Annotated in this window: 23 protein-coding genes; 10 read left to right on the top strand and 13 right to left on the bottom strand. The window is 71.1% G+C overall.

Features of this window, described 5'->3' with window-relative positions; all coding sequences use genetic code 11:
• The first annotated feature begins 15 nt into the window (after positions 1-15).
• Positions 16-777: a class I SAM-dependent methyltransferase gene (locus ACWDSL_RS11495; RefSeq protein WP_450484103.1), complete on the top strand. Its 762-nt coding sequence runs from the start codon at positions 16-18 to the stop codon at positions 775-777.
• Here the strand turns inward: ACWDSL_RS11495 and ACWDSL_RS11490 are convergent.
• The 3 genes from ACWDSL_RS11490 to ACWDSL_RS11480 form a co-directional block, all read right to left on the bottom strand.
• Positions 774-1,217, bottom strand: a complete 444-nt coding sequence (locus ACWDSL_RS11490) for a DNA-binding protein (protein ID WP_450484101.1) — start codon at positions 1,215-1,217, stop codon at positions 774-776. The genes ACWDSL_RS11495 and ACWDSL_RS11490 overlap by 4 nt on opposite strands.
• 98 nt (positions 1,218-1,315) lie before the next feature.
• Positions 1,316-1,846, bottom strand: coding sequence for a hypothetical protein (locus ACWDSL_RS11485; RefSeq protein WP_450484100.1), 531 nt, complete (start codon positions 1,844-1,846; stop codon positions 1,316-1,318).
• Between the two features lie 217 nt (positions 1,847-2,063).
• On the bottom strand, positions 2,064-2,690 hold the full coding sequence (locus ACWDSL_RS11480) for a hypothetical protein (RefSeq protein ID WP_450484098.1): 627 nt from the start codon (positions 2,688-2,690) through the stop codon (positions 2,064-2,066).
• A 166-nt stretch (positions 2,691-2,856) separates the two neighbouring features.
• Between ACWDSL_RS11480 and ACWDSL_RS11475 the strand changes: the two genes are divergently transcribed.
• Entirely contained in the window at positions 2,857-3,393 is a 537-nt protein-coding gene (locus ACWDSL_RS11475; RefSeq protein WP_450484096.1) for a DUF2231 domain-containing protein, read from the top strand.
• Between the two features lie 16 nt (positions 3,394-3,409).
• On the opposite strand, the gene ACWDSL_RS11470 is transcribed toward ACWDSL_RS11475, so the two are convergent.
• Positions 3,410-4,099 (bottom strand): haloacid dehalogenase type II, encoded by a 690-nt coding sequence (locus ACWDSL_RS11470; protein WP_450484094.1) that lies wholly within the window; start codon positions 4,097-4,099, stop codon positions 3,410-3,412.
• Between the two features lie 76 nt (positions 4,100-4,175).
• Here ACWDSL_RS11470 and ACWDSL_RS11465 point away from each other — a divergent pair, with 76 nt between their 5' ends.
• Positions 4,176-4,799, top strand: a complete 624-nt coding sequence (locus ACWDSL_RS11465; RefSeq protein ID WP_450484092.1) for a CGNR zinc finger domain-containing protein — start codon at positions 4,176-4,178, stop codon at positions 4,797-4,799.
• A gap of 74 nt (positions 4,800-4,873) precedes the next feature.
• Here the strand turns inward: ACWDSL_RS11465 and ACWDSL_RS11460 are convergent, their stop codons facing one another.
• Both ACWDSL_RS11460 and ACWDSL_RS11455 read right to left on the bottom strand, forming a co-directional pair.
• The gene (locus tag ACWDSL_RS11460) at positions 4,874-5,185 is read right to left on the bottom strand and encodes a helix-turn-helix domain-containing protein (RefSeq protein ID WP_450484090.1); all 312 of its coding nucleotides are present in this window, start codon (positions 5,183-5,185) and stop codon (positions 4,874-4,876) included.
• Positions 5,182-5,556: a type II toxin-antitoxin system RelE/ParE family toxin gene (locus ACWDSL_RS11455; protein WP_450484088.1), complete on the bottom strand. Its 375-nt coding sequence runs from the start codon at positions 5,554-5,556 to the stop codon at positions 5,182-5,184. Before ACWDSL_RS11455 ends, ACWDSL_RS11460 begins: the two co-directional genes overlap by 4 nt.
• A gap of 530 nt (positions 5,557-6,086) precedes the next feature.
• On the opposite strand from ACWDSL_RS11455, the gene msrA reads away from it, so the two are divergent.
• Positions 6,087-6,599 carry a peptide-methionine (S)-S-oxide reductase MsrA gene (gene msrA, locus ACWDSL_RS11450; protein ID WP_450484086.1) on the top strand — a complete coding sequence of 171 codons (513 nt, stop codon included), beginning with the start codon at positions 6,087-6,089 and terminating at the stop codon, positions 6,597-6,599.
• 37 nt (positions 6,600-6,636) lie between these two features.
• Here the strand turns inward: msrA and ACWDSL_RS11445 are convergent, their stop codons facing one another.
• Positions 6,637-7,734: a hypothetical protein gene (locus ACWDSL_RS11445; RefSeq protein WP_450484084.1), complete on the bottom strand. Its 1,098-nt coding sequence runs from the start codon at positions 7,732-7,734 to the stop codon at positions 6,637-6,639.
• Positions 7,735-7,855: 121 nt separating this feature from the next.
• On the opposite strand from ACWDSL_RS11445, the gene ACWDSL_RS11440 reads away from it, so the two are divergent.
• On the top strand, positions 7,856-9,046 hold the full coding sequence (locus ACWDSL_RS11440; protein WP_450484082.1) for a cystathionine gamma-synthase: 1,191 nt from the start codon (positions 7,856-7,858) through the stop codon (positions 9,044-9,046).
• A gap of 60 nt (positions 9,047-9,106) precedes the next feature.
• Here the strand turns inward: ACWDSL_RS11440 and ACWDSL_RS11435 are convergent, their stop codons facing one another.
• From ACWDSL_RS11435 to ACWDSL_RS11425, 3 genes are all read right to left on the bottom strand, one after another.
• Positions 9,107-9,358 (bottom strand): hypothetical protein, encoded by a 252-nt coding sequence (locus tag ACWDSL_RS11435; protein WP_450484080.1) that lies wholly within the window; start codon positions 9,356-9,358, stop codon positions 9,107-9,109.
• A gap of 25 nt (positions 9,359-9,383) precedes the next feature.
• Positions 9,384-9,899, bottom strand: a complete 516-nt coding sequence (locus ACWDSL_RS11430) for a sigma factor-like helix-turn-helix DNA-binding protein (protein WP_450484078.1) — start codon at positions 9,897-9,899, stop codon at positions 9,384-9,386.
• Positions 9,900-10,017: 118 nt separating this feature from the next.
• Positions 10,018-10,518 carry a MarR family winged helix-turn-helix transcriptional regulator gene (locus ACWDSL_RS11425; RefSeq protein WP_450484076.1) on the bottom strand — a complete coding sequence of 167 codons (501 nt, stop codon included), beginning with the start codon at positions 10,516-10,518 and terminating at the stop codon, positions 10,018-10,020.
• A gap of 147 nt (positions 10,519-10,665) precedes the next feature.
• Here ACWDSL_RS11425 and ilvA point away from each other — a divergent pair, with 147 nt between their 5' ends.
• The 3 genes from ilvA (at position 10,666) to ACWDSL_RS11410 (ending at position 14,096) form a co-directional block, all read left to right on the top strand.
• Positions 10,666-11,922 (top strand): threonine ammonia-lyase, encoded by a 1,257-nt coding sequence (ilvA, locus tag ACWDSL_RS11420; RefSeq protein WP_450484074.1) that lies wholly within the window; start codon positions 10,666-10,668, stop codon positions 11,920-11,922.
• Positions 11,923-12,144: 222 nt separating this feature from the next.
• A complete protein-coding gene (locus ACWDSL_RS11415; RefSeq protein WP_450484072.1) occupies positions 12,145-13,116 on the top strand; it encodes an ATP-binding cassette domain-containing protein in 972 nt (323 codons plus the stop codon).
• Entirely contained in the window at positions 13,116-14,096 is a 981-nt protein-coding gene (locus ACWDSL_RS11410) for an ABC transporter permease (RefSeq protein WP_450484070.1), read from the top strand. Before ACWDSL_RS11415 ends, ACWDSL_RS11410 begins: the two co-directional genes overlap by 1 nt.
• 82 nt (positions 14,097-14,178) lie before the next feature.
• Here the strand turns inward: ACWDSL_RS11410 and greA are convergent, their stop codons facing one another.
• On the bottom strand, positions 14,179-14,676 hold the full coding sequence (gene greA / locus ACWDSL_RS11405) for a transcription elongation factor GreA (RefSeq protein WP_089505133.1): 498 nt from the start codon (positions 14,674-14,676) through the stop codon (positions 14,179-14,181).
• A gap of 163 nt (positions 14,677-14,839) precedes the next feature.
• Positions 14,840-15,253 (bottom strand): DUF4307 domain-containing protein, encoded by a 414-nt coding sequence (locus tag ACWDSL_RS11400; protein ID WP_450484068.1) that lies wholly within the window; start codon positions 15,251-15,253, stop codon positions 14,840-14,842.
• A gap of 96 nt (positions 15,254-15,349) precedes the next feature.
• Between ACWDSL_RS11400 and mca the strand changes: the two genes are divergently transcribed.
• On the top strand, positions 15,350-16,222 hold the full coding sequence (gene mca, locus ACWDSL_RS11395; protein WP_089505131.1) for a mycothiol conjugate amidase Mca: 873 nt from the start codon (positions 15,350-15,352) through the stop codon (positions 16,220-16,222).
• Positions 16,223-16,229: 7 nt separating this feature from the next.
• Complete coding sequence (locus ACWDSL_RS11390; protein ID WP_385626758.1) at positions 16,230-16,487, top strand: hypothetical protein; 258 nt, start codon at positions 16,230-16,232, stop codon at positions 16,485-16,487.
• A 385-nt stretch (positions 16,488-16,872) separates the two neighbouring features.
• Here the strand turns inward: ACWDSL_RS11390 and ACWDSL_RS11385 are convergent, their stop codons facing one another.
• On the bottom strand, positions 16,873-19,767 hold the full coding sequence (locus tag ACWDSL_RS11385; protein ID WP_450484189.1) for a tetratricopeptide repeat protein: 2,895 nt from the start codon (positions 19,765-19,767) through the stop codon (positions 16,873-16,875).
• Positions 19,768-19,837: the final 70 nt, after the last annotated feature.

Raw genomic sequence — 19,837 nt, 5'->3', positions numbered from 1 at the left:
GAGGAGGATGCCAGGATGACCACCACCTCACGAGCCCATTCGTTCAACGCGGCCGCGGCCCAGTACGCCGCGAACCGCCCCTCCTACCCGCCCGCCCTCCTGGACACTGTCGATGAGCTCATGGACCGTCCCCTGGCCGGCGCCCGCGTCGCCGACGTGGGCGCCGGCACCGGAATCGCGACGGCCCTGCTGCGCGAACGCGGCGCCGATGTGACCGCCGTAGAGCCCGGCGAAGGTATGACGGCCGAGTTCCGCCGTACGCTGCCCGACGTGCCGATCGTCCGCGGCGACGGCAACGTCCTGCCCCTCGCCGACGCGTCGCACGACCTGATCACGTACGCCCAGTCCTGGCACTGGACCGACATCACCCGCTCCGTCCCCGAGGCGCTGCGCGTCCTGCGCCCGGGCGGCGCGCTCGCGGTCTGGTGGAACACCAGCGCCCTCGATGTGCCGTGGATCGCCGCGCAGGACGAGCGCATCGCCCACCACGGCGGAGTGGAGTCCCCCTCCAAGGAGCGCCCCGACGACGACCGCGCCATCCAACTCGCGGGCCTGGCGGGCCTGAGCGTCACGCGCCGCAAGCTGCGCTGGAGCCGCGCTGTCCCTCTGGACACCCATCTGGCGAACATCGGCAGCCACTCGGCGCTCCTCGTCCTCGGCGAGGCCGGCGCCCGTGCCTTCCTCACCGAGGAGCGCGGCCGCTTGGGCGAGATTTTCCCGGAGGGGATGGTGGAGGAGACGTACGTGGTGGACCTCCTGGTGGCGACCCGCCCCTAAGGCGCTGGGTCGACCATGGCGCGACTGGCCAGCCGCTCGTAACGCTGCCGAGCGGCCTGCGGAGTCCCGAGCCCGAGCCCGAAGGCCACCTCCTGCCACGTCATTCCGCGCCCCCGCGCCATCTGGAGCAGCCCGACCTCCAGCTCGTCCATCTCCCCGCGCACCAGCGGTACGAGGCTCAACGCGGCGGTGATATCGGCCTGATCCACCTCCGCCTCCCCATCGACCGGCTGCGCGGCCCCACTGAGCAGGAACGACACCAGCCTGACGGCCTCGTGCGGCCCGATGAGCGAAGCATGCGCCTGCCGCCGACGCTGCTCGTCGGTGGCGGCGTGCCGCTCGGCGATGCGCATGAGAGACGCGTAGACGCGGTGGGTTCGTGCCTGGTCCGGCGACGGGGGTGTGAACGGATCGGGGTGCTGATCGGGAGTTGACGGCATGAGATCAGGATGGGTGGCGCACGATCTGATGTCAACTGATCGTTGTAAACAGATCGTTCAAAGGTGGTGCGATGGTATGTGACCGGCTACCTGACCGGCTATCCGATGTCCACCACCGGAACCCCCGGAGCGAAGCGGGCGACCGCGGCGCCCAGCCGCTCCCTGTCGAGGCGCCAGCCGCTCTCCGGCCTGGCGATGTCGACGCCGGCGGGAAAGCGCGACACCAGGGTGCGCATCGCGACGCGGCCGACCGGCCCTGGGATGCCTCCGGGCACTGCCGGCGCGTCTTTGTGTCTGGCCAATCCGATGAACAGGACCGAGTCGGCCGAATAGTGTCGCCAGAGAACGACGGCCGTGATGTCCTGCCAGGGCACGTGGATCGCGCCCGACCGGCGGAGGGCGGGATTCCCGCCGAGCAGCACACCCGTCTCGTCGACGCGCAGCGCCACCTTGCCGTTCATGGAGGAGTATGCCGTGAACAGCCCTCCGGCGACGCAGAACGGCAGCACCAGAATCCGCGCGTACAGCGGCTTGTCCGGGAGCGTCACCGCGCTCACCGCGCCGATCGCGAAAAAGATGATGATGAATACGTTCTTGCGATTCCAGCCGTAGCGTACCTCGTACACCAAGGACCCCCGTCCGTTATGGATGGATTGTGGCAGTCCTCTGTGTTCCGTGGGAAGGGTCGCGGTACAACCCGACCGGGTGCGGGTACGGGGGTCGGCCGGGCCGGCTGCCCCGCGAGACGCTCCACTTCGGTCACCACGTGAGCGGGGATGCCGACCTTCGCGGACGCGGCGTGTCGGGCCTGCGTGGCGTGCCGAGTGCCCTGTAGCGCAGCGGAGATCAGTCGAAGTAGGCGACCAGCCGAACCCCTCGTAGGCCGAAGCGTCCTGCCAGAGCCTTCATCACGGCGAAGACGTGCTCCCAGCCGCTGCCGGGCCCGATGGCCTGCCCGCGCGTGACACGGTGGAAGCCCAACGTCGCTGATCCCGATGTCCAGGTTCCGTGGCGAGCCGTCGCAGGGGAACTGCCGACCGGGGGCTCCCCGAAGCGGTTGGTGATCTCGACCGGCCAGGTGTCCGTCACCCAGTACTCCCAGACCGCTGCCGACGTCTCGGGCTCCTGGACTCGTAGGAGCCCGTGGGATCCTCGGGGAACGGCGCTCATGTCGATGGCCTCCAGCTCCTGCCACGCGACCCAGGTGGCACCGTGGAGCGTGCCGAGGGGGGCCCATCGCTCATAGTCGCCGCGGACCTGGGCCGAGACATCCCCCGGCAGCCCGCGACCGGCGGCCACCGGTTCCCAGCCGGCGTAGTTCCGGACACCGAAGAGGCATCCGAAGGCCGTGTAGTCGTTCCCGGAGTACAGCGGGGACAGGTCCATGGCGTACAGCCACGGCGCGTCGTCGTACCAGTCGTGATCGGCACATGGATGGCGGGTCTCGATGCAGCCGTAGATGTCCGTGCTCACGCCGGAAGGTTAGGAACCCCGGGAACGTACGGCCAGTGCTTTTGGAGAGGCCGGGTTCAGAGGAAGCTCAGAAGTTCCTGTGAGAGTCTGGCGCGCCTCACAGACCGGCACACGGGGCGCCCGTGCGTGCGCCGACTTCTCATGGTCACCTCTGGAGGAAAACCCGATGAGCCTCACAGTCGTCAACGGCCTGCCCGCACACGTCCTGTTCGTGCACTTCGTCATCGTGCTCGTTCCCCTGACTGCCCTGGCGGTCGTGGCCGGTGCGATATGGCCGAGTGCCGCCCGGCGGATGGGGGTTGTGCTTCCGCTGCTGGCCCTCGTGACGCTGGTGAGCGTGCCCGTGGCCACGCAGGCCGGTGAGTGGCTGGAGGAGCACGTCGACAGCAACGCCCTGGTGCGCAGGCACGCCGAACTCGGCGACGGGTTGCTTCCCTGGGCCGCGGGCCTGTTCGTGCTGGCGACGGCGGTCTGGTGGACGACCCGCAGGTCGACGTCGGCGGAGGCGGCCCCCGGGGAGCGGACCCGGGCAGCCACGCCCCGGTCCGCGCTGGTTGTCCGTGTCGCGGCAGTGGTGCTCTCCGTCGGGGTGGCCGCGGGCGCCGTCGTGGACGTGTACCGGATCGGCGACTCCGGAGCGAAGGCCGCCTGGCACGACGGCTTCTCCAAGACCGCCGACGGCGAACGCGGCGACAACCGCTGACCTCCTCGTCCGGCTTTTAGATCTCGCCGAGTTGGCCGGCCAGCTCGGCCAGGCCGTCGGCGTACAGGTCGAACCGGTCCGAGGAGGCGGGCGGGTCGCCGACAGGGCGGGCGACGTAGGCGGTGCGCAGGCCGAGGCGCTGCGCTCCGCGCAGGTCCCAGGCGTGGGCGGCGACCATCAGCAGCCGCTCCGGCGGCCGTCCGGAGACGGTGACGGCCAACTGGTAGACCGCCGGGTCCGGCTTGTAGGTCCGGACGTCCTCGGCGGACAGGGCCTGGTGCCAGCGCAGCCCGGCGTGGGCGTTGAGCCCCAGCAGCGCCGTCCGGCTCGCGTTGGAGAGCCCGATCAGCGGGAACCGCTCGGCGAGCCGGGCGAGCCCTGCCACGGTGTCGGGCCACGGCGGGAGCCGACGAGCCGACAGCGCCAGCGCCGCCACGGCGTCCGGGTCGCCGACTCCGGCGGCCTCGGCGACGAGCCGGGCGGCTTCCCGGTCGAGGGCGTCACTCGCGACATAGGGGCGGCCGCCGTCGAGGACGCGACGCTGCTCGCGGTCGATGTGCTGCTGCCACAGCGACAACAGCTGCTCGGTCCTGGGTTCGTCGAGCGACGGGTCGAGTTCACGGATACCGGCGCGGAGTCCGGCGGGTTCGTCGACGAGCGTGCCGAGCACGTCGAACACGACGGCATCGATCTCCAGCACTGACATGAGCGGGCTCTCCCGGACGAAGCTATGTAAGGGCTAAAGTGGCTGTTAGCCGACCGTAGCGAGAGGTTCGCCAAGGATGCAAGTCACGTTGGACGATTACGCCTGGGCGGCGGGGGTCGCGACCGACCTGGTCAACACCACCGCCGAGGTCTGGCGCGGCGACGACCACCTGCCCGACCTGGCCGCCCTGGTCGAGTTCACCGGCCAACTCGGAGACCAGTCCGCAAACGACGAGGTGCTCGGCGCACTCTCCGCACTGGCCCGCCGCGCAAGCACCGCCGACCTCCACGCGGTCCACGCCCTTCGGAAGACCGTGCGCGACCTCATCGATCACCCCGACCGCGCCCACCTCATCGCCGGCGCCACCACACTCACCTCGCCCGCCCAGGGCGCCACCCTGATTCCTGATCCCGTACACGGGAACCGCACACGCTGGGCCGTCCCACTCCGTGACGGAGCAACCGTCGCCGACGCCCTGTCATTGATCTGCGGCATCGGCATCCTCGGCGTCGTACACACCCTCGGCGAACAGCGCTTCCGCCCCTGCACCTCGCCCACCTGCCGGGGAGCGTTCATCGACACCACTCGGCCCGGCAGCCGCCGCTACTGCATGCCCGGCCTGTGCGGCAACCGCGTCAACGTCGCCAACCACCGCGCCCGCCATACCGCAACGCGCGCCCGGCGCCCCAACTCCGAGTAGACAGGCCCTCGTTCGGCGGTGTGGGTTGCCACTGAATGTGGACGTAGACGGCCCACCGGGCGATGCGAAGGGCGTCAAGCGGCGTGCGGCACGAACGAGACGCGGGTTTCTTCCGTGTCGATCGACACGTCCAGTGCGGCGTCCAGTGCCTTGGCCAAGGTGCGCAGGAGTGGGAGCGTGGGCATGGTGCCACCTCCTTCAAGGCGGTCGATGTCCTCCATGGCGAGCCCCGTCCGTTCGGCGAGCAATGCCTGGTCGATGCCCAAGGCCGTGCGGCGGTCGTAGACGGCCTGCCCCAGGGCGATGGCGGCGCCTGCCTCGAGGTACGCCGGATCGGCTCGGTGTTCCTCAGGGATCGTCCATGAGGTGTGGTAACCCCTGCTCACGGTGACTCCTCGAACGTCCGGTGATAGGTGGTCTGCGCGGCGGCGTGCGACTCTTCGCATTCCTTCTGAGCCCAGAGAGCCCTCTGGACCTGCCGCTCTTCGCGCATCCGGTTCTTGCGGAAGACGGTCAGAAATACGATACGGCGTTCCGGCGCGAGCCAGTAGGTGAGGCGTACGGCACCGTCGCCCAGGTGGAAGCGGAGCTTGCGGACCGGCCCGCTCAAGTGGCGGGAGTACGGTTCGCCGAGCGTTGTCGGTTCTTGTGCCAAGCGGTCGGCGTGGCGCTCAACCGCTCGGTAGTGCTCGCGCGGCAGAGCATCCAGCCACTCTCTTACCTCAGGTTCGATCTCGATGTCGTACGGTCGCTCCACCGTTCGCAGCGTAGGGGGGATACGGGCGATCGCCGCGACTTCGGGCAGCGATCATCCGATCGGATGACACGTCGGCGGTTTCAGCCGTTGGCAGACGCGATCCCTATCCGGCAGGCGGGCAGGACCCACCAGCGGACGGGTTGCTTAGCTTGGAGCCCGTGCCGTCGAGCGCCTATCGGTCGATCGGGAAGCGGTAGACCGTCGAGTGCCGCGCCTGGAAGCCGAGGCGCTCATAGAGTCGGTTTGCTGCTGCAGAGGACGTCCCGATCCCGCCCCGAGCCAAGCCACTCCGGCGGCCTTGATCGCCTTTCTCATGGCGGGCAGCGGCCGGCCGGTCTGGGCGGCCACTGATTGACGACGGCCGTTCACTTCGCCAGGGAGTCGGCCGCAGGGCCGGTTGGGCGGGCACGGAATCGGTTGCGACCCTCATACGTTGAGGGCAGTGTCCGTGGGATTCCGGTGGTGTGCGAGCCGAGTAGTCCGAGCCGAGTAGTTCGAGCGATCGAGCTGATAGATATTGGAGGGCCGTAATGGCTGCGCAGACGCGGAGGGCCGTGCTGGCGGGCGGATGTTTCTGGGGGATGGAGGAGCTGATCCGCCGCCTTCCGGGGGTGACGGCGACCCGGGTCGGATACACCGGGGGCGACGTGCCGAACGCGACGTACCGTAACCACGGCACGCACGCGGAGGCCATCGAGATCCTTTTCGACCCCGAGAAGACCGACTTCCGTGCGCTCCTGGAGTTCTTCTTCCAGATCCACGACCCGAGCACCAAGAACCGCCAGGGCAACGACATCGGCCTCAGCTACCGCTCGGCGATCTACTACGTGGACGACGAGCAGAAGCGGATCGCCGAGGACACGATCGCCGATGTGGATGCCTCCGGACTGTGGCCAGGCAAGGTCGTCACCGAGGTGGAGCCGGTCGGCCCCTTCTGGGAGGCCGAGCCGGAGCACCAGGACTACCTTCAGCGCTACCCGGACGGCTACACCTGCCACTTCCCGCGCCCGGGATGGCGGCTGCCCGCCCGCACGGAGGGCTGACCACGACGCCCCCCGCCCCCCTCAGCGCGGCAGCGGCTCAGCGCGGCAGCGTGGCCGGCGTGCCGCCCCGGCCCTCCCAGCCCGCCACCGCCAGCGCCCGGTAGACGGTGTATTCCGCCGCCGGGTCCATGCCGTACGACCACGGGATCGCGCCCACGTGTCCGTCCACATGGCGGAGCTGCTCCATCGCCTCCGCGTAGCGCTCGGCGCGCACCAGGAACCAGACCAGCAGGTGGCGGACGTGGGGCTGGACCGGGTGGTCGGCCGGGGCCTCGTGGACCGCGAAGAGGGCGCCTTCGATGGCGCGGGTGACGACCGCGCTCTGGTACAGGGTGCGCACCAGGTTGGCCTCCGGGAGGTGCTCGAAGACCGCGAAGAGGGGGAGGGCGGGCAGCAGGCTCTTGGCCGGGGCGGAGCCGGCGGCGGCGCGGCTGAAGGCGTCGGCGAGGTCCTGCGAGCCGTGCCACTTCTCGCACCAGTAGTGGAGCGCGGCGAGGTGGGCGCCCATGTGGTGCGGGGCGCGCTCGGTGACCTTGGTCCAGAGCTCTTCGAAGTCGGCCTGCTGGTATACGAGGCCGCGGGCGATGCCGAGCTCGGTGATGTACGGCACGGGGTCGTCCGGGGCCAGCCGCGCCGCCTCGGCGCTGACCGTACGGGCCTCCTCCAGGATCATCCGGAAGTCGTCGGACGACGGGTCGCGCAGCGCCTGGCGGACCAGGAACTCCGCGTGCACGGCGGCCGCGCCCGGGTCCTCGGGCGCCGCGACCCGCCAGGTGCGCAGCCACATGCCGCCCTGGCCCGGCGCCTGGGCCAGCTCGAAGGCCGCCGCGCCCGCCAGGGTCTGCACCCGCTGCCAGCGCAGTTCGGAGCTCGCGTCGGTGAGGGCCAGCAGGCGGGCGGCGGGCTGCCAGTCCTGAGTGCGCTGGACCTCCTCCAGGGCCTCGATCAGCTCGCGGTCCGGGCCGGGCAGCCGTACGTCCAGCTGGTCGCGCGGTACGAAGCCGTACGCCCCCGGGTCCGTGGCGAGCACCGCGCCGCGGTTGGCCTCATTGCCGCCGCGCATCCGGCGCACGGCGGGCACGATGAGGACACCGCCGATCATGACGATGGCGATGAGGAAGATCAGATACTCCATGTGTGTCCCCTGCTGCCCCTGCTGTGCCCGGTACCCGTAGTGAGAACGTCTGTGCTTCAGCCTATGTGCCCGCCCGGTCGTTGAACCCGCTAGTACCGCGGTGGGCATTACCCTCGGCCCCATGACCGAGCAGCACACCCAGCAGCCCGACCCGCACAACGGCGCGGGGCGCAGCGCGCAGAGCTTCGAAACCCTCGCCATCCACGCGGGGCAGGAGGCGGACCCGCTCACGGGCGCCGTCGTCCCTCCGATCTATCAGGTCTCCACCTATAAGCAGGACGGGGTGGGCGGGCTCCGCGGCGGATACGAGTACAGCCGCTCCGCCAACCCCACCCGCACCGCCCTCGAGGAGAACCTGGCGGCGCTGGAGGGCGGGCGCCGCGGCCTCGCCTTCGCGTCCGGGCTCGCCGCCGAGGACTGCCTGCTGCGCACGCTGCTGGTGCCCGGTGACCACGTCGTCATCCCGAACGACGCGTACGGCGGCACGTTCCGCCTCTTCGCCAAGGTCGCCGAGCGGTGGGGGGTGGAGTGGTCGGTCGCGGACACCTCCGACCCGGCCGCGGTGCGGGCCGAGCTGCGGCCCCGTACGAAGGTGATCTGGGTCGAGACGCCGAGCAATCCGCTGCTCGGCATCACCGACATCGCCGCCGTCGCCGACATCGCCCGTACCGCCGGGGCCCGCCTCGTCGTCGACAACACCTTCGCCAGCCCCTATCTGCAGCAGCCGCTCGCGCTGGGCGCGGATGTCGTCGTGCACTCGACGACCAAGTACATGGGCGGCCACTCGGACGTCGTCGGCGGCGCGCTCGTGGTCTCCGACCCCGCCCTCGGCGACGAACTGGCCTTCCACCAGAACGCCATGGGCGCCGTCGCCGGGCCGTTCGACTCCTGGCTGGTGCTGCGCGGCATCAAGACGCTCGCCGTACGGATGGACCGGCACAGCGCGAACGCCACGCGCGTCGCGGAGCTGCTGATCGCGCACCCCAAGGTGACCGAGGTCTTCTACCCGGGGCTGCCCGGGCACGCGGGGCACGAGGTCGCGGCCAAGCAGATGCGGTCCTTCGGCGGCATGGTCTCCTTCCGCGTCGCGGGCGGCGAGCAGGCGGCGGTCGATGTCTGCGACCGGGCGCGGCTGTTCACGCTCGGCGAGTCGCTGGGCGGCGTCGAGTCGCTGATCGAGCACCCGGGCCGGATGACGCACGCCTCGGTGGCGGGGTCGGCCCTGGAGGTGCCCGCCGATCTGGTCCGGCTCTCGGTGGGCATCGAGGCGGTCGACGATCTGCTCGCGGATCTCAGCCAGGCACTCGCGTAACCATTACTTGCGTGAGTCGGTCCCTGGTTCTCGCGTAATCCGGTCCGCCTTTTGCCGCCGTCACCACCCCTCCAGGGGAGGCGTGGTGTCGGTCGGCGGCGTCGTCCACGGCTGGACGATCACCGCCCAGACCGTGAAGGCGATGATCGCGGCGATCAGCAGGACCCAGCCGACGGCCCGTACGGCGCGGTGGCGGCGCAGCATCCGCCGCCCCCGCCCGGCCGCCCGGTCGGCCAGGTCCGGTGGCACGGCCGGGTACGGGCCGTTCAGCATGTGGCGGACCTGGTCCTCCTTGCGGTCGAAGGAGCTCATGACGTCGCCTTGCGCTCGGGGACGCTCATGACGCCGCCCCCGCCGCCCGGCGGGGCTCCGGGCGTGCGCGTCGAGTCTCCGGCGCGTGGCTGCGCATGAGCGCCACCGAGCGCGTACAGACGGCGCGCACCCGCTCGACCGACAGTCCGAGGGTGGCCGCGGCCTGCTCCTCCGCCACGCCCTCATGCAGCCGTAACACCAGCACCAGGCGTTCCTGCGGGGTGAGCCGTCCCAGGAGGCCGCCGCGCGGCCGGCGGTAGTGCCAGGCGCGGTTGGCGAAGAGGGTGGCCAGTTCCCGGCGGGTGTGGTCGTACGGATCTTCTCCGCGCAGCCGGTCCCAGCGGGCGTAGGTGCGGGCGAGCGCGGCGGTCAGCAGGCGCTCGGCGGCGCTGTTCTCCCCCAGTGGTCCCCCTGGAATGTCCCCCGGTGCTTCCCCCGTGAGCAGTGTGGCCGCATGCAGCAGCCGACCGCCCGCCCCCGCGGCGAACGCCGCGAACTCCCGGGCGCGGCGGCTTTCCCGTGCTGCCCGCCTCTCGTGCACCCGTCCTCCGCCTCCCGTCCTTTTCAGGACACGGGTCCCCCTTCAGGACACGGCAGGCACGGCCACTCGGTCAAGAGGCGTGCCCCCGGAGGTGCTGCGGGGTGGGCTCAGGACTGGCTCAGGATGCGGACGCCGCCTGGGGCACGGTGGCGTGCGCGGCGGCCAGCGCGACGTTGAAACGGGTGAGCAGATCGCAGAAGATGTCCCGCTCCTCCCCGGTCCAGCCGTCGGTCACCTGCGCCATCAGGGCGCGCCGTGAGGACCGCACCTCTTCCAGGCGGGCCTTGCCGCGCGGGGAGAGCTGGAGGACGACCGCGCGGCCGTCCTCGGGGTGGGAGGTGCGCTTGACCATGCCGGAGTCGACGAGCGGGGCGACCTGGCGGGTGACGGTGGACGAGTCGATGCCCATGCCCGCGGCGAGCGCCTTGACTCCCATCGGTCCTTCCTTGTCGAGCCGGTTGAGCAGCAGATATGCGGCGCGGTCCATGGAGTTGCGGGCCTGTCCGACGCCGCCGAGGCGGGTCTGTTCGGCGCGCCGGGCGAAGACCGCGACCTGGTGCTGCAGGAGGTCGAGTACGCCGGTGTCGAGGTGGGTCGTCATGTCCGATTGGGTGGGCATGGACTAAGGCTCACTTCATGCGGTGGTCTGTGGGATGGGGCACAGAGTACGCGGCTGGGGGCCCGCCCGTACGGGGGCTGCAGAAACCTGCCGTCCGGATCCCGGCCGCCGCTGGTGCGCGTGGGGCGAGCTGCGAGACTTGGGACCATGGCCCCACGCACTACCCGCACTTCCGGTACCTCGTCTTCCGGTGTTCCGACGTCCGTGATCACGCTCGACGAGGTGCGTGCGGCGCAGAAAATGCTCTCGGGGGTCTCCCGGGTCACCGCGCTCGAAGGCAGCCGCTATCTGTCCGGTCTTGTGGGTTCGCCGGTGCATCTGAAATGCGAGAACCTGCAGCGTACGGGCTCTTTCAAGCTGCGCGGGGCGTACGTGCGGATCGCCGGGCTCAGCCCCGAGGAGCGGGCCGCGGGCGTGGTGGCGGCCAGCGCCGGGAACCACGCGCAGGGCGTCGCGCTGGCCGCCTCGCTGCTGGGTGTGCGTTCGACCGTCTTCATGCCGCAGGGCGCGCCGCTGCCGAAGATCGCGGCCACCCGGGACTACGGCGCCGATGTGCGGCTGCACGGCCAGATCGTGGACGAGACGATGCACGCCGCGCAGGAGTACGCCCGGCGCACGGGCGCGGTCTTCATCCACCCCTTCGACCACCCGGACATCATCGCCGGGCAGGGCACGCTGGGCCTGGAGGTCCTGGAACAGTGCCCGGAAGTACGCACGGTCGTGGTCGGCGTGGGCGGGGGCGGGCTCGCGGCCGGGGTGGCGGTGGCGGTGAAGGCGCTGCGGCCGGACGTACGGGTGGTGGGGGTGCAGGCGGCGGGCGCCGCGGCGTATCCGCCCTCGCTGGCCGCCGGGCATCCGGTGTCGATCGAGGCGCCCACGACGATGGCCGACGGGATCAAGGTGGGGCGCCCCGGCGATGTGCCGTTCCGGATCATCGACGAGCTCGTGGACGAGGTCCGTACGGTGTCCGAGGACGCGCTGGCTGCGGCGCTGCTGCTGTGTCTGGAGCGGGCGAAGCTGGTGGTCGAACCGGCCGGGGCCTGCTCGGTGGCCGCGCTGCTCGCGGAGCCGGAGTCCTTCGAGGGACCGGTGGTGGCGGTGCTCTCGGGCGGCAATGTGGATCCGCTGCTGATGCAGCGCATCCTGCGGCACGGCATGGCCGCGGCGGGGCGCTATCTCTCGCTGCGGCTGCGGCTCACGGACCGGCCGGGGGCGCTCGCCACCCTGTTGGCGGCACTGACGACGGTCGATGCGAATGTGCTGGACGTGGGCCATGTACGGACCGATCCGCGGCTCGGGCTCACCGAGGCCGAGGTGGAGCTGCACCTGGAGACGAAGGGGCCCGAGCACTGCGACGAGGTGCGGGAGGCGCTGTGCGAGGCGGGTTACCGGGTGTTGCCGTAGGGCTTCATGCGTGCCTGAGTTCCCAGTTCCCTGCGCCTGAGTTCCCAGTTCCCTGGGCCTGAGTTCCCGGCTGCCTTCCCCTGAGTCCCAGGCTCCTTTGCCCTGTGTCCCTTGCCCCCGTGGTTTTCCACAGGCGGTTTTCCACAGGCATGGACAGGCGGGGTAATTCGGGCGAAAGTTGGATCCCTCGATAAGCGCACCGCACGGACATGGGGGACGCATATGCCAGGTGCCATCTATGCCGAAGGTCTGGTGAAGACCTTCGGCGACGTCAGAGCCTTGGACGGGGTCGATCTCGACGTACCGGAAGGGACCGTGCTCGGGCTGCTCGGGCCCAACGGGGCCGGGAAGACCACCGCGGTGCGGGTGCTGACCACGTTGCTGGAGCCGGACAGCGGTAAGGCGCGCGTCGCGGGCGTGGACGTGCTGCGCCACCCCGATCAGGTGCGCCGTTCGATCGGGCTGTCCGGGCAGTTCGCCGCCGTGGACGAGTATCTGACCGGCCGTGAGAACCTGCGCATGGTGGGCCAGCTGTACCAGATGGGCGCGCGGGAGGCGAAGGCGCGCGCGAGCGAGCTGCTGGAGCGGTTCCATCTGGCGGACGCGGCCGACCGTGTCGCCAAGACGTACTCCGGCGGGATGCGCCGCCGGCTGGACCTGGCGGCCGCCCTGGTCGTCAGCCCGCCGGTGATGTTCATGGACGAGCCGACCACCGGCCTCGACCCGCGAAACCGGCAGTCGCTGTGGGAGGTCATCCAGGAGTTGGTGGCGGGCGGCACGACGCTGCTGCTGACGACCCAGTATCTGGAAGAGGCCGATCATCTGGCGCATGACATCTGTGTGATCGACCGCGGCCGGGTCATCGCGCGCGGTACCTCCGACCAGCTCAAGGCGCGTACGGGCGGGGAGCGGGTGGAGGTGGTGGTCCATGAGCCCGCCCATATTGAGGTCGCGGAGGAGGTGCTGCGGGGCTTCGGCAAGGGCGAGATCGCCGTGCAGCGGCACACCCGTAAGGTCACCGTCCCGGTCGTCGGCGGGGCCAAGCTGCTCGCCGAGGTGATCCGGGAGCTGGATGCGCGCGGGGTGGAGATCGACGACATCGGGCTGCGCCGCCCGACTCTCGACGATGTGTTCATCTCGCTCACCGGCCACGGTGCCGAGGGCGGCGACGGTGCCGAGGAGGAGGCCAAGTGATGGCCAGAGTGGAGGAAACAACGCCCGAGTCCACTCCCGGGGCGACCGATACGGCCACCGACACGGCTTCGGGGACGGCTACCGACACGGCTACCGACACGGCCCCCCGGGCGGTTTCCGGGGCGGCCGCGGCGCATGGGGGTCGCGTCGCCGTAACCCCGCGGGTGTGGGGCGGGCCCGTCCAGTCGGTCCGTGACTCGCTCGTCGTGGCCCGTCGGAATCTGATCCGCATGATGCGGATTCCCGAGGTGGTGGTATTCGGCCTGGTTCAGCCCATTATGTTCGTGGTGCTGTTCAGCTATGTCTTCGGTGGCGCGATCATGGTCCCGGGGCAGAGCAGCGCCGACGCGAATGTGTACCGGGAGTTCCTGATGGCGGGGATCTTCGCGCAGACCGTGACCTTCGCGACGGCGGGCGCGGGCGCCGGGATCGCCGACGATATGCACAAGGGGCTGATCGACCGCTTCCGCTCGCTGCCGATGGCCCGCGGCGCGGTGCTCACCGGCCGTACGCTGGCGGATCTGGTGCAGACGGCGCTGACGCTGGTGGTGCTGGCGATCGTCGCGGTCATCGTGGGATGGCGGATCCACGCCGGGGTGCTGAAGGCGCTCGCGGCCTTCGGGCTGCTGCTTCTGCTGGGGTATGCCTTCTCATGGATCGGCGCGCTGATCGGGCTGTCCGTGCGGACCCCGGAGGCGGCCACCTCCGGCGGGCTGATCTGGCTGTTCCCGCTGACGTTCATCTCGAACGCGTTTGTGCCCTCCAGCAAGATGCCCGCGTTCCTGGGGCATATCGCCGACTGGAATCCGTTCAGCGCCACGGTGCAGGCGAGCCGCCAGCTGTTCGGCAACCCCGAGGGGCTGGTCTCCGACGCCTGGCCGATGCAGCACCCGGTGCTCGCCTCGGTCCTCTGGTCGACCCTGATCATCCTGGCCTTCCGGACGCTGGCGGTCCGTAAGTACCGCTCGGCGACCGCCTGAGCGAGGCGGTCGCCGAAATCGGGCCGAGATCGGGGGCCGGGCCGAGATCGGGGGCGATCATCGACCCTGGCGGGGCGCGGCGTCAGCTCTGGTAGGGCTTGGCCTCGAGGATCTTCACCGACGCGGTGCGGCCGTTCGGCAGCTCGTACGAGGCGTCCTCGCCGACCTTCTTGCCGTTCACACCCGAGCCCAGCGGGGACTGCGGCGAGTAGGTCTCGATGTCCGAGCTCGCGTACTCGCGGGAGGCCAGCAGGAACGTCAGGCTGTCGTTCGGGTCGCCGTCGAAGGCGATGGTGACGACCATGCCCGGAGCGACCACGCCGGTGTCCGCGGGGGCCTCGCCGACCTTCGCGTGCTGCAGCAGCTGCGTCAGCTGGCGCACACGGAGCTCCTGCTTGCCCTGCTCCTCCTTGGCGGCGTGGTACCCGCCGTTCTCCCGCAGGTCACCTTCCTCGCGGGCAGCCTCGATCTTCTTCGCGATCTCGACACGTGCGGGACCCGACAGGTACTCCAGCTCGGCCTTGAGCTGGTCGTACGCCTCCTGGGTCAGCCAGGTGACGTTCTCGCTGGTCTGGGTCACAGGTGCTCCTTGTCGGTGCTGGGAATACAAATGAACGCCCTACTCAGAAGGGTGCGCCTTCAAAGCCGGGCGAAACCACGAGCCTAACAATTCCGGCTCGAAACAGGGAGGAGGAATGTGGGCGCAATGCGGATGAAACGCGTCAGTGCAGGTCAGACGGGGCTCAGTGGCCCGACACCGGATCGCAGCCGACCAGCTCGGCGCTGGTCGCCCGACCCGTGGTGCGCACCGTCACGACCTTGACCGCATCGCCCTGGCCCTTGGCGAAGGTGAAGTCCTTGCGCCCCACCTCGCCGTGCTCCTTGTCGAGGGTGCGCACGGTGCACACCCCGGTGGTGCCGGTGTCCTTGGTGATGTCCAGACGCACCTCGACGGCGCTGTCGGAGACCACCTTGAAACCGGTCACCTGGGCGCTGAGGTCCTGCTGGCCGGTGATATACGAATAACCAAACCAGACGATCATGGCGAGGAACCCGGTGCCGAGCACGGCACCCAGGATCTTCAGCTTGCGGTCGGCACGCTGGTCCGCCGACCGGCCGTAACGCCCGTCATGCAGTCCCTCGTGGACCGTGGCCATGATCGTTCCTCCTGGTTGGCGGACCCGGAATTATTCGCCCCCGGTTTGGGTCACTATAGAAGCCGTCTTCCACGACGAATCACCGAGGATCGAGACTTGACTGATCAGCTGCGTTTGATGGCCGTCCATGCCCACCCCGACGACGAGTCGAGCAAGGGCGCGGCCACCATGGCCAAGTACGTGTCCGAGGGGGTGGACGTGCTGGTCGCGACCTGCACAGGCGGTGAGCGCGGGTCCATCCTCAACCCCAAGCTCCAGGGGGACCCCTATATCGAGGAGCACATCCACGAGGTACGCGCCAAGGAGATGGACGAGGCGCGCGAGATCCTCGGGGTCAAGCAGGAATGGCTGGGCTATGTGGACTCCGGGCTGCCCGAGGGCGATCCGCTGCCGCCGCTGCCCGAGGGCTGTTTCGCGCTGCAGGATGTGGACGAGGCGGCGGGGACGCTGGTCAAGCTGATCCGCGAGTTCAAGCCGCATGTCATCACCACGTATGACGAGAACGGCGGTTATCCGCACCCCGACCACATCATGACCCACAAGATCTCGATGGTGGCCTTCGACGCCGCGGGGGACCCGGAGAAGTACCCCGAGGCGGGCGAGCCTTGGCAGCCGCTCAAGCTCTACTACAACCAGGGCTTCAACCGGCCGCGCACCGTCGCGCTGCACGAAGGGCTGCTCGCACGCGGCATGGAGTCGCCGTACGGGGAGTGGCTGGAGCGCTGGAAGCAGTTCGAGCGGGCCGAGCGCACCCTGACCACCTTTGTGCCCTGCGCGGACTTCTTCGAGATCCGCGACAAGGCGCTGATCGCGCACCGCACCCAGATCGACCCCGACGGCGCCTGGTTCCGGGTGCCGATGGACATCCAGAAGGAGATCTGGCCGACCGAGGAATACGAGCTCGCGAAGTCGCTCGTGGACACATCCCTCCCCGAGGACGACCTCTTCGCAGGCATCCGCAACAATTGAGCTCATGATGAGCGCGACCAGCACCCTCGCCATGACGCATCTCGTGCCGCTCGCCAAGGAGCTCGACGAGAACAAGGTGACGCCGGGCGTCCTCGGCTTCATCGTCTTCGCGTTGATCGGCGGGGCGGTGTGGCTGCTGATGAAGTCCATGAACAAGCACATGAAGAAGGTGGACTTCGAGGAGGAGCCGGAGGCCGGGCAGACCGCCCCGGCCACCGCGTCCTCGAAGGCCGCCCCGGGCGCCAAGGGCGAGCGCACGGCCTGACCGACCGCGGCGCCGCCCTGACGGCCCGCGGCCCGACCGTCTCGCTGCCCCGACGGGCCGCGGGCCGATGCCGCCCGTCTGACGGCCCGGTCACCTGAGGGCCCGGTCGTCCGACGGCGGCCTGCCTGACGGCCGCTGTCCCGGCGGCCCGGGTCGCCTGACGGCCCGGTCGTCCGCTCGCCCGATGTCCGCTCGCCAAGCGGCTGCCTGCCAGTTGGCCGCTCGCCCGGGGGCTCGGTCGTCCGACGGCCCGACCGCCCGACGGCTTGGTCGTCCGGCGGCCTGGCTGCCTGCCCGGTGGCCTGGTCGCCCGGCGGCCGCCCGCCTGTCGGCCGCCCGCCCGGCGGTCCGTGGCCCGGGCCGGGGCTCGCTGGGCCGAGTTGTGTCATCGATCACCCCGGTCACCCTGGTCGGCCCTGCCGTCGTCGGTCCGGGCGCCGTCGTTGGCGTGCCCGCCGTCGCCTGTCCGTCCGCTGTCGTCGGTCCGGTCACCGTCGTCGGGCCGGTTGTCCGGGGCGGCCCCGGCCCCGGCGCCTTCGCCGACCCCGCCGCCCCGCGCACCCGCCGCGGTCGGCAGGACCGCCATGACCTCCCGGGAGTGGCGGCTCGGCACCATGCCAAGCTGCCACGCCTGCCATCCCGTCTCCGGCTCCACGCCGCGCTCCAGCACCAGCGTGAACGCCTCCGCGCACCCCTCCAGCCGCGCGTCCCCCGCCCAGTCGGCCGACCGCAGCTCGCCCAGCAGCTCCGCCAGCTCCTCCTGGGCCACCGCCGTGCCGACGACCGAGCCGCCCGCCGAGGCGAACGGCAGCAGGGTGCAGCGCAGGAACCGGGCCCAGCTCTCGCCGCGCCGGTCGCCGTACTCCGCGAACAGCCGCGCCGCCTCCTCCACCAGGTCCAGCGCCTGCTCCGCCCGCCCGTTTCCCGCGTCGATCACCGCGAGCTCCACACAGGACCACGCCTCGCCATGCGCCACTCCCACCCGGCGGAAGTCCTGCCGCGCGTCCTGCAGCAGCTGCCGCGGGAATCCGCTGTTGCGCAGGGAGCCCGTCTGCGCCGCCCGCAGATCCCGGGTGACCCGCGCGGAGTGGTGGCGGGCGCACGCCAACCCGTACACATCCCGCATCCGGCTGAACATCGTGCGGGCCCGCTCCAGGTCGCGCACCGCCGAGTCATGGTTGCCGCGCTCCTCCAGCGCCTGGCCCAGGTAGTAGAGCGTCCACGCCTCGCCGCGCGCGTCCTCGTTCTCCCGGTGGCGGGACAGGGCCTGGCGCAACTGGTCGACGGCGGCCGACGCCTCCCCGGCCACCAGCCGGGCGCGGGCCAGCTGGGTCAGCGCCCATGCCTCGCCGCGCTGGTCGTGGGTGCGGCCGTAGGCATCCAGCGCCTCGCGCAGCTCCCGCTCCGCGCGCGGCACCTCGCCCATGCGCAGGCACGCCTGGCCGAGCTGGAAGTGGGCCCACGCCTGGCCGTGCACGCTCTCGCTCTCCCGGTGCAGCTCCAGGGCCGCGTCCAGCAGCTCCAGCGCCCTGCCGAGCCGGCCCCGGTCGCGCTCCACTGCGGCCAGCGCGTGCATCGTCCACGCCCGGTCCGCGCGCAGCTCGTCGGCCGCCTGAAGCTCCATGGCCTCGGTCAGCTTCGCCGCGGCCTCGGTGAGATTGCCCTGGTGGTGCAGGGTGATGCCCAGGCTGCACAGCGCGCGGGCCGCGCCCGCCTCGTGCTGCGCCTCGAAGTACAGGTCGACCACCGAGGACAGGGTGGTGCGGGCCTGGTCGAGCTCGCCCAGCTGTCGGGCCGCGATGCCGGTGCGCCACTGCACCGAGCGCATCAACAGCCCCTGGTCGACGGCCTGGGTCAGCTCGCTGATCTCGCCGAGCCGGTACAGATCGCCGCGCAGCAGGCAGTAGTCGCACAGCGCGCCCAGCAGATGCAGCACCGCGGACTGGTCCACGCCCTCGGCGTGGCGCAGGGCGGCCGTGATGAAGCTCGACTCGTCGTCCAGCCAGCGCAGCGCCGCGTCCAGGGAGGTGAAGCCATGGCCGCCCGCCGCGCCCCTGGTGAACATGTCGGCGCGGGTGGAGGTCTTGCCGTCGACCATCCGGATCACCGAGTCCGCCAGCTCGGCATAGCTGCGGATCAGCCGCTCCTGGGCGGCGGTGCGGCGGGCCGGCTCCTCCTCGTCCATCAGCCGGCCGTGGGCGAAGGCGCGCACCAGGTCGTGCAGGCGGTAGCGGCTGCCGCGGACGTGCTGGAGCAGCCCGGCGCGGGCCAGCGCGTCCAGGTGGCGGACCGCCTCCTGGCCGTCCGTCTCCAGCAGCGCGGCCGCCGCGGCGGCGCCCAGGCTGGCCCGCCCGGCCAGCGCGAGACGGCGCAGCAGCCGCCGGGCGCCCTCGGTCTGGTCGGTGTAGCGCAGCCACAGCGCCCGCTCGACCGGGCCCACCGGGCCGTACGCCTCCAGGGCGGAGACCAGCAGGCCGGGGGTGCGGGTGGGGAGCGAGGAGCCCGCGATGCGCAGCGCCAGCGGCAGTCGGCCGCACAGCTCGGCGATCCGCTCCACGGACTGCCCGTCGTACGGGCCCGCGCCCGTCGGCTCCTCGGCGGAGGCGCGCAGCAGCTCCTCGGCGCCCGGCTCGTCCAGCGGGCCGACCTCCAGCCGGTGGACCCACGCGGCCAGGTCGGGCGGCAGCGCGAGCGGGGCGCGCGAGGTGACCAGGACCAGGCTGTCGGACCGCTCGGGGACCAGCGTGCGCACCTGCTCGGCGTCGCTGGCGTCGTCCAGCACGATCGTCACGGGCAGGCCGGTCAGATGCTGGTGGTAGAGCTCGGTGAGCCGCTTGACGTGCTGCCCCTGGGCCGAGCGCTCCCGGAAGAGCAGCTGGTCGCGGGGCGCGCCGAGCCGGTTGAGCAGGTGCAGCAGCGCGTCCCGGGTGGGCAGCGGGGCCTGGCCGGGGCTGTCGCCGCGCAGATCCACCAGGCAGGCGCCGCGGAACTGGTCGCGCAGATGGTGGGCCGCCCGCACCGCCAGCATCGTCCGGCCCGACCCGGGCGGGCCCTCCAGCAGCACCACGGTCGGTCTGGTCTCCGTGCTCGCCCGCGCCTGCTGGACCCACTGGGCGATCTGGGTGATCTGGGCCCGGCGCCCGGCGAACGGGCCGTCCGCCTCCGGCAGTTGGCCGAAGGACTGCTCAAGCACCCTGCGCCTGCGGGCCGCCTGGCTGCGGTCCGCGCCGCGCAGCCGGACCGCCACCGCGGGCTTCGACCTGTCCATCGCCTCCGTCATGACCCTGGGCGCGGTCGGCTTCGGCCAGGCGTACTCGGCCGGCTGGGGGCTCGCGGCCTCCTGCGCCGTC

Source organism: Streptomyces sp. NPDC000941 (genome assembly GCF_053599555.1).
The sequence above is the reverse complement of the archived record's forward strand: the minus strand, read 5'-3'. Positions and strand labels throughout refer to the sequence as shown.